Origin of the sequence: Eubacterium sp. AF19-12LB, from assembly GCF_003479125.1 — a bacterium.
In the GTDB taxonomy this organism is placed as follows: Bacteria; Bacillota; Clostridia; order Lachnospirales; family Lachnospiraceae; genus Eubacterium_U; species Eubacterium_U album.
This window is the reverse complement of sequence record NZ_QUGP01000002.1, coordinates 69,073-81,812: the sequence shown is the minus strand read 5'-3', so window position 1 is coordinate 81,812 and position 12,740 is coordinate 69,073. Positions and strand designations below refer to the sequence as shown.

The window sequence follows — 12,740 nt, the reverse complement described above, 5'->3', positions numbered from 1 at the left end:
TTACTTGCCCTCCTTCTTTTCCTTAACCATTCCAAATGCTTTAGGAATTGTTATTTTTTCAATTAAAGGTACTAATAAGTTACAGAATATAATTGCAAACGATACACCTTCAGCTGTATTTCCAAATGTTCTGAAAATTGCAGTAAGTACACCTAAACATATTCCAAATAAAATTCTTCCATTCTTTGTCATCGGAGATGTAGAATAATCAGTTGCCATAAAGAAAGCACCAAAAATTAATCCACCACCACAAAGATGTTTAAGTAAGAATGTAATATCTGTCTGTCCGTTAAATAACATAATGCAGATTGAAAATACAACTATGTAAGTAATTGGTATTCTTAAATCAATTATCTTATTAATTACAAGGTATAAAGCTCCAAGTAAAAGTGCGATAATACTTGTTTCACCTATTGTTCCTGCATGTGTACCAATAAACATTGATAACAAATCAACATTTTCTCCGGCTTTTAATGCTGTAAGCGGTGTTGCCTGAGATACTCCATCTACGACTCTGTACATTTCAGGATAAAACGCTGTCATATTTCCTGCAAATGATAATACAAGAAAACATCTTGCACCTAATGCAGGGTTCATGAAGTTCTGTCCAAGTCCACCAAACAACTGTTTAACTATTATTATTGCAAATGCACCTCCAAGCATTGCTTTCCAATAAGGAAATGTACATGGAAGGTTAAGTGCAAGAATCATTCCTGTTACTACAGCACTTAAATCGCCTATAGTTGATGGTCTTTTAGTTATTAAATCAAATATATATTCCGAAATCACACAAGCAGCTACTGTTAATAAAATCAGCAATGCTGAACGGATTCCATATTCCATTCCAAATAAATTTTGATAATTAATAATACCAAAAATAGATGGTGGTAATAATGCAATAATTACATCGCCCATTATAGATTTTGTTGTAAGTTTTGACTTAACATGAGGGCTTGATGATACATGATACATTTTTAGTTCACTCTTACCCTTTCTTTCTTGCTGCAATAACTTTTCTCTTCATAGTTCTTACAGACTGTGTAATATTTCTGTTTGCAGGACAAATATAATTACATGTTCCACATTCTATACATTCCATTCCATGATATTTTAAAAATGTATCCATGTCATCTGCCGCTGCAGCCTGTGCCAATTTAGCACATATAAGATTTTCAGGACAGACACTTGCACATTTCCCACAGTTAAGACAATTTGTCATTGTTGCATCAGCAACATCATCATGAAGAAATGCTAAAAGTGCTGAAGAACCTTTTATTACAGGTACATCTAAACTAAACATTGCCTGCCCCATCATAGGTCCACCTGAAATAAGTTTTACAACTCCATCTTTTAACTCGCCAGCTTCTTTTACTAATTTTGCATGACTTGTTCCAATTGGAACTACAAAGTTAGATGGTGTATTAATACCATCTCCTGATACAGTAACTATTCTTTCAGTTAATGGTTTATGAAATTTAACTGCATTATAAATATTATAAATAGTATCTACATTATCAACTATACATCCGGCATCAGCAGGAAGCATTTTTGAATTAATCTTTCTTTTAGTTACAGCATAAATAATATGTCTTTCTGAACCCTGTGGATATTTTGTTTTTAATTCAGCCACTGAGATTTTTGGTTCATTTTCCGTAAGTTTACTCAACTCTTCAATTACATCTTTTTTGTTATTTTCAACAGCAATAACACCTTGTGCATTTTCAAATAGTGATAATACAATTTTAAGACCTTCTATTACCTCTTTAGGCTGTTCTTTTAACCTTCTGTAATCAGCTGTAATGTATGGCTCACATTCTGCCGCATTTACTATTACATAATCAATTTTATCAATTTCTTTTGGTGATAATTTTACATGAGTTGGAAAACATGCGCCGCCTAGACCTACAACGCCACAATCTTTTATTAATTCAATTTTCTCTTCTCTGGATAAATTATCATCTGGTTTTTCGTATTCAAACTTCTCATACTGTTCATCATTTTCAATAACAACAGATAAAACTTTACTTCCATTAGGAACTAATCTTTGTTCAATCTTTTTTACTGTTCCCGATACCGATGAATGAATATTAGCTGAAACAAATCCATTAGCTTCAGCAATCTTTTGACCAACAAGGACTCTGTCTCCTACATTTACAATTGGTTTAGCAGGTGCACCAATATGCTGAGCTACAGGTATCACTACTTCACCATCAGGGTAAATTTGTCTGGTCGGAATATCTTTCGATAGTTCTTTTCCATCATATGGATGAACTCCACCCTTAAATGTTAAAATAGACATCTAACTTCCTCTCTTTCATTTTTGTACAACTAACTTGCCACTCTTTATAATAATACTTTTTATGCTTTTTTACAACGAAGTATTCTTCAATTTTTAGACTTTTGACCCTTATGTTTTTATATGTTATCATACGTTTATGATTGTTATAAAAGATAAAGTTGAAAATAAAATTGAATACCCATTAGAAAGATTAGGAAATGTTGACCATATGATTTATTTTGACATTGAAACAACAGGTTTTTCCCGAAAATATTGTATGGTTTATATGATAGGATGTATGTATTTTGTTAACGGTGAACCAATTTATACACAATGGGTTGCTGAAAATGCAAATGACGAAGCAAATGTTTTGATGGCTTTTCATAAATTTATTCAAAATTATAAAATAATAATCCATTTTAATGGAAATACTTTTGATATGCCATTTTTAAAGGAGCGTGGCGAAAAATATAATATAAATTTTGATTTTAATTCATTTGAAAGCATCGACATTTATAAAACAGTAAAAAAATATTCTGATTTACTTAAATTAGAAAACAACAAGCAAAAAACATACGAAGATTTTCTTGGAATAAAACGTAATGATCCTTTTTCAGGCGGTGATTTAATTGAAGTCTATAAAGAATTTATGCGTACACATGATGAAATGTTAGTGTTTCCACTATTATTACACAATAAAGAAGATGTATGGTACATGGGCACACTCACTTCTCTTCTTTCATTAAATGATTTTTTTGAAGGAAATTACACACTAAACAGTTATGAAATACGTGATTATAAATCAATAGATGGAATCATCGGTAAAGAATTATATATAAATTTAGACTTAGATGTATATGCTCCATTTACGGTTACTAAAAAAACAGACTACATTTATTTTAAGCTAAATGGAAATAATGCACAGATTACCATTATTAGTCCACATCTTTTACTTAAATACTTTTTTAAGAATTATAAAGACTATTATTATCTTCCTGAAGAAGATATCACAATACATAAAGATGTGGCAACATATGTTGATAAAAATCACCGAATTCAGGCAACCGCCTCTAACTGCTTTACAAAAGTAACTGATAACTTTTTACCGATATTTTCAGTCAAAAGCCCAGATTTTAACCAGATCTTCATTGAAAACTACGGCGAAAAGAATGGTTTTATTCAATTAGAGAGCATAAAAGATGAAGATTGTGTATTAAAATATGTCAAATGCATACTGGATTATTTGTATTAAGAGCCTTAAACTGTTTTTAATCATTTAACACAATAATATTTAGCTATTTTAATATTAAGAAAAATTTGTAAATTTAGGTTCAACTTACCAGTTTATTATTTACCTATCTCCACATAATAGTATTGTAACATAAACCTTCAGTTGATGGTTTAAGTTACAAAATATACTGAAGGTTTATAAAACCGGAAGTAATGTTAAATTCGGAGGTATGAAATTATGAGTAACACAAACAATGTTAACGTTCCTGAAGCAAAGGCTGCTATGAACAGATTTAAAATGGAATGTGCAAACGAAGTAGGAGTAACTTTATCAGATGGTTACAACGGAAACTTAACTTCAGCTCAGGCCGGAAGTGTTGGTGGTCAGATGGTTAAGAAAATGATCGAAGCTCAGGAAAAACAGATGTCAGGTAAATAAGACATTTCACTCTAGAGTATGAAAAACGAGAGCTGCCGAAAGGCAGCTCTTTTTTTAATATAATATGCATCAAAATGATAACTTTACAATATTATTATGGAACTTTTTTGCAAAATAATTTAATAAATTGTTATTGAATATCCATTTTCAAATTCTTCTGATGGTTTTAATTTGTTTCCGTATTCTCTATCCTGTAATTCTCCATCAAAATCCTTAGAGTCACATCTACCGCACCATGGTTCTAAACAGATAAATGGAGCATTTTTCTTTGCAGGAGACCAAATACCACAAAGTGGCATATCAAATTCAACTTTTACATATTCATTTCTATTTGAATCTAATAATGAAAGACTATGAATCTGATTATCCTCTACAATTAAAGCGTCATCGTCAAACATATTTTTTGTTATATTAAATATTCCTTTATTATCAACAGTTATTTTATATGTTGCACTTGTATCCTTTACACCACCTTCGGCAATTTTGAAATATGTAAATTCATTTTTGCAATCCGTTTTAATATAACACTGACTTTGTTCTTCACCATCATTAATAGGACAATAAAAAGCCGGATGTGCTCCAATTGAAAAGTACATTTCCTTTGTATCATTGTTTTTAACTTTCCACATTACCTTAATATTATTTTTCTCTAATTTATACCCAATTTCTAAAGAAAAAATAAAAGGGTATTTTGTAATTGTTTCATCAGATGCATTTAAGACAAACCATATTTCATCTGACTTACTAGTTAGAAGTTGGAATTCCATATCTCTTGCGAACCCATGCTGTCCCATAGAATATTCTTTTCCATCATACTTATATTTCTTGTCTTTTAAGCTTCCAACAAAAGGAAATAAAACAGGTGAATGTCTTTTCCAATATTTTTCATCTGCATTCCATAAATATTCTTTGTCATTTTTCTTGTTTTTAATTCTTGATAATTCAGCACCAACAGAATTAATTTCCACGTACAATTCTTCATTTTCTAAAACAATTTTTTCCATATGTTTTTTTACCTTTCAATTATAAATTATTTTATGTAAAATTCCGATAATACATATTTTCTAAATCCGTCAATCTGCTAAAGATAAACTGTTATGACAATTTTTCAACTATTGTTTTAAATTTCATGCTGTTTGAAGCTTTTACTAAAATAGAGTCATTTTCTTTTAATATGTCATCCATTTTGTTTTCAAATTCTTCCTTTGCTTCAAAATAAAACACTTTAATATTTTTATTATTTTCCTTTGCAGCATCTGCAATATTTTTTGCTAATTCACCTATGCATATAACAACATCAATGCTAAGATTTGCAGCATGTATTCCAACTTCTCTATGGAGTTGTTTTTCATTTTCTCCTAATTCATACATATTTCCAAGAATTGCTACTTTTCTAGTATTTGCTTCATTCAATACGCTTAAAGAAGCTTTCATGGACATAGGATTAGCATTATAACAATCATCAATAACAACATATTTATCTGTGTGGAAAATATTATTTCTTCCACTTATAGCCTTAAGACTTCTAATACCCTTATCTATTTCTTCTGTTGTCATTCCAAAATGTTTTCCAAAACATGAAGCAGCCATCGCATTGTAAATCATATGATGACCAGGAATTGGTATTATTGTTTCAAACTCTTCGTCAAAATATCTTATTGTAACTTTTGTTCCTTCAATTCCTAAAGACTGGTATTTAACTGCACAAACATCTCTATCTGTTTCTATTCCAAAGAAAACAGGCTTAACTCCTCTTACATCTTTTATCTGTGATAATTTGTCATCATCACCATTTAAAACTACATATGCATTTTCCTTAAGGTTATCAAAAATTTCTGTTTTTGCCTTAAATACACCATCTCTATCACCTAAATTTTCCAAATGACATGTACCAATATTTGTTATAACACACGCATCCGGTTTTGAAATTGCAGACAATCTGTGCATTTCCTCAAAATCACTAATTCCCATTTCAATAACAGCGATATCATGATTTTCTCTTATTTTAAGTATTGTTAAAGGCATTCCGATTTCATTGTTGTAATTACCTTGTGTTTTTAAAACATCAAATTTCTGTTCTAAAACAGACGCTATTATTTCCTTTGTGCTTGTCTTTCCAACACTTCCTGTTATTCCAATTATTTTACAGTCAAGTTGTTCTCTGTAAAATGTCGCAATTTCTTTTAATGCTAACGCTGTAGACTCTACCTTAATATAAGGATATTCTTCTGTTTCCAGAATCTTTTCTGACAATGTTACAAGCGCACCTTTTTCAAAAACCTGTGGAATAAATTTATGTCCGTCCACAACATTACCAACAAAAGGTATATATAAATATCCTTCTTCTATTAGTCTGCTATCTTTTTCAACACCTGTTATTTCTTTGTCTAATAATGATTTATCTCCATAAAACTTACCATTACATGCCTTTGTAATGTTTTCAATTGTCATATTTTTCATCAATATTTCCTGTTGATTTAATATTAAATATATACGTTTATTATACTGTATTATTTATTGAATTTATTTCAAATAGCAATATTAACTCAACTTTCTCCTTAATTTTTACTTATATTTTTTCATTGAAACATTAATCAAATGTTCACAAAGCTGTGGAAATTCCATTCCCATTGCTCTTGCTTCCTGTGGCACAAGACTTGTAACTGTCATTCCTGGTAAAGTATTTACTTCTATACAATACATTGAGCCATCTTTTTTCATCAAAACATCTGCTCTCGAATAAGTTACTATTCCAAGTGCTTTACATGCTTCCTCTGCCAATTTCTGCATTTTCTTTGTAAGTTCTTCATTAATTTGTGCCGGACATACATCTTCTGTTGCACCCGGAAGATATTTATTCTTGTAATCATACCATCCTGTTTTTGGAATAATTTCAACTATCGGTAAAGCCTTTCCATCAACAACACCTACAGAAAATTCTCTTCCTTCAACAAATTCTTCAATTACAATTGTATCTTCTAATGCAAAACACTCTTTTAAAGCTGCATCGTAATCTTTTTCATCTTTTACAATAACTACTCCTACACTAGAGCCGCCATTGCTTGCTTTAACTACAACCGGAATCTTCATTCCATAATCACTTAAATTTGTACTTTCACCTTTTTTTATCCATATTCCTTTTGGAGTAGATACATTCTGAGCCATAAATATCTGCTTTGTAATACTTTTATCCATAGCTAATGCACTTGCAACACTTCCATCTCCTGTATACTTTATTCCCTGCAGATCAAATGCAGCCTGACATTTTCCATCTTCTCCATTTGCACCATGAAGAGCCATAAATACAATATCTGCCTGCTGGCATATTTCAAATACATTTTCACCAAAGAAGCCTTTTCTTTCTTTCTTTACTTTATCAACATCTTTTGATAATTTCTGTAATTTTTCCTTTTCAGCCTGTACATCAAAATCACTTACATCTAAAAGATTTTTATTTTCATTTCCAAAAAATACATCTAAAAGCACAGCATTATGTCCAATACTTCTTAAAGCATCACACACCATTGAACCTGAATTCAATGATACTTCTCTTTCTGTACTTGTTCCACCGCATAAAACTACAATATTCATTGTGTTACCTCCAATTTATTTATATGCACAAATTACTGCCGATATTTTCCTTTATTTTAATAAATAGCATAATACATAATTACTTAAATGCCATTCAACATTTAACTATACCATAGTAATTTAAATATTCAAGCCACTTGAATATATATATTTGTCTATATATTCATCAAGCCTTTGTTTTTCTACATCTGACACTTCAATTTCGCCATCTTCAATTCTATTTACCATATCAGCTGCAGTTTTTAAAATGCTTGCATCACTGTAAATATCACCTAGTTTAAACTCCATATCACCACTTTGTCTTACACCGAAGAAATCTCCCGGGCCTCGTAATTTAAGGTCTTCGTTGGCTATTTCAAATCCATTATTTGAATGATTAAGTATTTCAAGTCTCTCAGAAGCTTTCTTTGTTTCTGAGGCATTAATAAAAATGCAATACGACTGATATTTTCCTCTTCCTACTCGTCCTCTAAGTTGGTGCAGCCCTGCAAGTCCAAATCTTTCTGCATTTTCAATCATCATAACTGTAGCATTAGGGACATTTACTCCAACTTCAACCACCGTAGTTGATACTAATATCTGTATTTCATTTTTAGCAAATCTATCCATTATCTCATTCTTCATTGCAGGCTTCATTTTTCCATGTAAATATTCTATGTTTATATATGGTGGAAATATGTTTTTTAATGTATTGCAATAGTCAATTACATTTTCACCTTCAATAGCTTCGCTAAATTCAACAGTCGGGCAAATTATATATGCCTGTCTGCCTTGTACTACCTGTTGTTCTATAAACTTATAAGCATTCGGTCTGTAATTTGTACCAACAACGCAGTTTTTGATTGGTAATCTGTTCGCCGGTAATTCATCAATTATTGATATATCCAAATCTCCATACATAATAATTGCAAGAGTTCTTGGAATCGGAGTTGCACTCATTACAATTATGTGTGGCATTGAACCTTTATTTGCAATAGATTCTCTCTGTCTTACTCCAAATCTATGCTGTTCATCAGTTATTACTAATGCTAAATTTTTATAATTTACTGAATCCTGAATCAATGCATGTGTTCCAATAATAATTGACACTTCTCCACTTTCTATCTTTGCACATGCTTCTCTTTTTTCTTTTGCCTTCATTGAACCTGTAAGTAAAACAGTATTTATATTTAGTTCATTTTCTGCAATTAATTCATTAACGCTTTCCAAATGTTGTCTTGCAAGAACTTCAGTCGGTACCATTATTGCTCCCTGATATCCACTTAATGCTGCACTTATAAGAGCCAATGTTGCAACTATCGTTTTTCCCGAACCTACATCTCCTTGTATCAGTCTATTCATTACTTTAGAACCGGACATATCTTTTTCAATTTCATTCCATGTTCTAAGCTGTGCATTTGTCAGTTTATATGGCAAATCATTTATTATCGTTGAAATTACTTCTGAATTATTTATAACAAACCTATTTTCATTATCTTTATCACTATCTTTAAATTTTCTAAGTGAATATGTAAAATCAAAAAATTCATTAAAAATTATTCTGTCCTTCGCCTGCTTTAACTCCATTTTATTTTTAGGAAAATGAATCTGCATATATGCTTTATTTATATCAATCAGACCTCTCTCTTTAAGTACCGCACCTGGCATATATTCTTTAACCGGCAATTCAACTTTAATAGCCTGCACAACCGCTTTTGTAACCATTTTTTCAGTTAAACCCGAAACTAGAGGATAAATAGGTTGCATTTTATCTAACAATTCTTTATATTCATTTATCTTATAAATTTTTGGCTGTTCTAAAACAAACGCTCCTCTATTCTCCTTAACCATACCTCTAAATACAAAACTTGATCCTGGTTTTAATGTGTTCTTTAGATATGCTGCATTAAACCACGTTGCCCGAATAACATTTTTAGTATCATCCTGTAAATATGCTGTTACAATTTGTAAATTACGAACACGTCTGATTTCAATCTGCTTATAAACTATTGCTTTAACCGCACATATTTGATTACATTTAAAATCACGTATCCACAACGGCATTTCATATATATCATAATTCCTTGGATAGTATTTAAGCAGGTCATCCGTTGTATGAATGCCTGCTTTATTAAATACTTTTTCTGTTTTTTCTCCAATGCCCTTCAATTCATTTATATTCATATGATTGCTCCAAATCTGCTTTGTTAAATCATTTCTTATCATAACTATATCTATGATAACATATAAACTTATTTTATCACATTTCTTATTAGGAAAAAACTTTTTATTTAATTAAATCCATTACAAATATTACTTTAAATAAATCTCCATCCAAAATAATATCAAATGTTCCACCGTGATTTTCAACTATACTTTGTGCTATAGATAATCCTAATCCACTACCTTCAGTACTTCTTGAAACATCACCTCTAATAAATCTTTCCGTTAACTGATCACTGTTAAAGTTCAACTGACTCTCAGAAATATTTTTAACTTCAACTCTTACTTTTGAGCCAACAATATTCGCATCAATATATACTCTTGTATTAGCCAAAGCATATTTGTAAATATTTCCATAAAGATTTTCTAATAATCTCCACATTTTTCTTCCATCAGCAAAAATATAAACTTCATCTTCAGGAAAATTTGTAACAATATTTAGTTTCTTATCTTCAAATTTTTCTTCATATTCACCTAAACTTTGTCTGATAAGTTCTGTAAGATTAATCTTTGTTTTTGTCAATTTAATTGTTCCGGAGATTAACTTAGATGCTTCAACTAAATCATCTACAAGTATCTTCAAACGATTTGATTTTTCTTCCAAAATCTTTACATATCCTTGTGCCTTTTCATTTTCGAGTTCTTCCTGATCTAACAAATGAACATAGTTAATAATTGATGTAAGAGGTGTTTTAATGTCATGTGATACATTAGTTATCAGGTCTGTTTTCATACGTTCATTCTTAACATTCTGATCAACTGCCTTATCAATTCCCATTCCAATACTATTTACACTATGTGCCATTCTACGGTTAATTCCAAAAAAAAGCTTTTCGTTTATCGTTCTTTTTGTATCTCCGCTTGCAATCTTATCTGTTTCTTCATTTATAAATTCATATTCAACCAAAAACTTCCACAATATAGCCGCTAAAGTTATTGTTTCTATTGCTATTGCTAAAACTAATAAACCAAATGAATAAAATATACTATAAATTGCACAGTCTATTAAAGCGACTGCAATAATCGCTATCATAAAAATAATAACTTTAACCGTTGTTTTTAAATTAGTCCACAACGCTTCGCTTTTCTTAAATACAATATAAAGCAGACTTGTTCTAATGAGGGATTTTGCTTTTAATCTACGTATAATACTCATTACAAATTGAACGATAATTTCTGAGCATACAAAAATTATTGCTGATAAAACTATTTTAAGAATGTTTTGATTAATTACATTATCAATTTCATCAGTATAAAAACCTCTGGATGCTGCATTAATAATTAAGGCCACAACAAAACCTGATACTGCAACTAAATCCCACCATGAATAATCAATAGTATATAAATATGCCGGTTCCTTCCATTTATTCTTGCCTGTTGTAATAGCAAGTCCAATACCTGCTATACCTGCAATCACACAACTAAGTCCAAGAATAACAATCATTATGTTGTATTTTAAAATTTCCTTTTTTGAAGTAACTACATCTTTTACATAATAACTTAAATTAGTATCATATGGGTATGTTGTATTAACAGCCATTAAAACATATAAATCATTGTAATCTGTAAATGTTTTACACTTGCTGTTAAATATTTCAGCTGTAAAAAACTGTTTATCTAAAGTACAGATTTTTATATCGTTCAACTGGTCATACAAAAAATATTCTTTATATTCATTTGATGTAAGAATCTTCTCGGCATCCTGTGTATTATATTCTATATGCTGCCCATCTACATCGGTATACGAAATCTTGTACGATACATTTGAATCTATATTATTCATATACTTACTCGAATATTTATACAGTGAATAATCACAAAAGAAATTAAAAATTGCTTTACTTTCAGTTGAACTATATTCAGGATTTCTATCCATAAAATCCTGTAAATTATAATCACTTGAATACTCTAAATAATCACTATATGCATTATTGTCGTCTTCATATCTGCCATTATCATAATAATCACTATTTCCATAATAGTCACCCATATTATACTCTGATGAAATATCCTGTTTATCATACATTTCAATCAATTGCTTTATAGTATAACTGGAGTTAGGCAATACCGCATTTTCATCTTTACCATATTTATCATAATATGTTGCAATATTTCCAACATCTGATAACAATGCTGAAAATGATGATTCAACAATATTATTGTAATTTCTCATTGCCTCATTTCTGGACATTATAGTTTTATCGTTAAACTCGAAGTACATAGAAGAATAACATATTCCCACAATTCCTATGGCAATTAAAACATTAAAAATTGTTTTCCATTTTTTCATAAGGTACACTCCTACATTTTTTCGATTTTATATCCTAAACCCCAAACTACTTTTAAATATCTTGGTTCTTTTGGATTAATCTCTATCTTTTCTCGAATGTGTCTTATGTGAACAGCTACAGTGTTGTCAGCAGAAATTGCAGGTTCATTCCAAACACTTTCATATATCTGCTCAATTGTATAAACCCTTCCCGGATTCTTGATAAGCAGAAGCAAAATGTTATATTCATATGGTGTTACTTTTACAGGTTCACCATCAACCGTAACCTTTTTTCTGTCGTCGTCAATCTCAAGGCCTCCAACAACATATGTATTGCTTTTCTTTTCGGCTATATTTCCAAACTGTGTATATCTTCGTATCTGTGATTTAACTCTGGCAACCAACTCTAACGGATTAAACGGCTTTGTAATATAATCATCCGCTCCCACATCAAGTCCTACTACTTTATCTGAATCTTCTGATTTAGCCGATAAAATAATAATAGGTATACTACTGTTTTCTCTGATTTTTAAAGTAGCTCTTAATCCATCAAGCTTAGGCATCATTACATCAATTAATAGAAGCTGTACCTCGTTTGACTTCAATTTTTCAATTGCTTCTAATCCATCGTAAGCCTTAATTACATTATAACCTTCTTTTGATAAATAAATATCAATCGCTTCTACGATTTCTTTGTCATCATCACATACTAATATGTTGTACATTTTCTG

General features: G+C 30.4%; 10 protein-coding genes. 2 read left to right on the top strand and 8 right to left on the bottom strand.

Going from position 1 to position 12,740, the window contains the following annotated elements; translation table 11 throughout:
- Positions 1 to 915, bottom strand: a complete 915-nt coding sequence (locus DWX29_RS02010) for an RnfABCDGE type electron transport complex subunit D (protein ID WP_336306548.1) — start codon at positions 913 to 915, stop codon at positions 1 to 3.
- 70 nt (positions 916 to 985) lie between these two features.
- Entirely contained in the window at positions 986 to 2,299 is a 1,314-nt protein-coding gene (gene rsxC, locus DWX29_RS02005) for an electron transport complex subunit RsxC (protein WP_117909317.1), read from the bottom strand.
- A 136-nt stretch (positions 2,300 to 2,435) separates the two neighbouring features.
- Here rsxC and DWX29_RS02000 point away from each other — a divergent pair, with 136 nt between their 5' ends.
- Both DWX29_RS02000 and DWX29_RS01995 read left to right on the top strand, forming a co-directional pair.
- A complete protein-coding gene (locus tag DWX29_RS02000; protein WP_022089535.1) occupies positions 2,436 to 3,530 on the top strand; it encodes a ribonuclease H-like domain-containing protein in 1,095 nt (364 codons plus the stop codon).
- Positions 3,531 to 3,746: 216 nt separating this feature from the next.
- A complete protein-coding gene (locus tag DWX29_RS01995; RefSeq protein WP_022089534.1) occupies positions 3,747 to 3,947 on the top strand; it encodes an alpha/beta-type small acid-soluble spore protein in 201 nt (66 codons plus the stop codon).
- 119 nt (positions 3,948 to 4,066) lie between these two features.
- Here DWX29_RS01995 and DWX29_RS01990 read toward each other — a convergent pair whose 3' ends face one another.
- The 6 genes from DWX29_RS01990 to DWX29_RS01965 form a co-directional block, all read right to left on the bottom strand.
- Complete coding sequence (locus DWX29_RS01990; RefSeq protein WP_118565065.1) at positions 4,067 to 4,951, bottom strand: aldose 1-epimerase family protein; 885 nt, start codon at positions 4,949 to 4,951, stop codon at positions 4,067 to 4,069.
- A gap of 91 nt (positions 4,952 to 5,042) precedes the next feature.
- Positions 5,043 to 6,407 carry a UDP-N-acetylmuramoyl-tripeptide--D-alanyl-D-alanine ligase gene (gene murF, locus DWX29_RS01985; RefSeq protein ID WP_118565064.1) on the bottom strand — a complete coding sequence of 455 codons (1,365 nt, stop codon included), beginning with the start codon at positions 6,405 to 6,407 and terminating at the stop codon, positions 5,043 to 5,045.
- 105 nt (positions 6,408 to 6,512) lie between these two features.
- Positions 6,513 to 7,538 carry a D-alanine--D-alanine ligase gene (locus DWX29_RS01980; protein WP_022089531.1) on the bottom strand — a complete coding sequence of 342 codons (1,026 nt, stop codon included), beginning with the start codon at positions 7,536 to 7,538 and terminating at the stop codon, positions 6,513 to 6,515.
- A 120-nt stretch (positions 7,539 to 7,658) separates the two neighbouring features.
- On the bottom strand, positions 7,659 to 9,701 hold the full coding sequence (recG, locus tag DWX29_RS01975; RefSeq protein ID WP_118565063.1) for an ATP-dependent DNA helicase RecG: 2,043 nt from the start codon (positions 9,699 to 9,701) through the stop codon (positions 7,659 to 7,661).
- Positions 9,702 to 9,804: 103 nt separating this feature from the next.
- A complete protein-coding gene (locus DWX29_RS01970; protein ID WP_118565062.1) occupies positions 9,805 to 12,030 on the bottom strand; it encodes a HAMP domain-containing sensor histidine kinase in 2,226 nt (741 codons plus the stop codon).
- Positions 12,031 to 12,041: 11 nt separating this feature from the next.
- A complete protein-coding gene (locus DWX29_RS01965; RefSeq protein ID WP_118565061.1) occupies positions 12,042 to 12,734 on the bottom strand; it encodes a response regulator transcription factor in 693 nt (230 codons plus the stop codon).
- Positions 12,735 to 12,740: the final 6 nt, after the last annotated feature.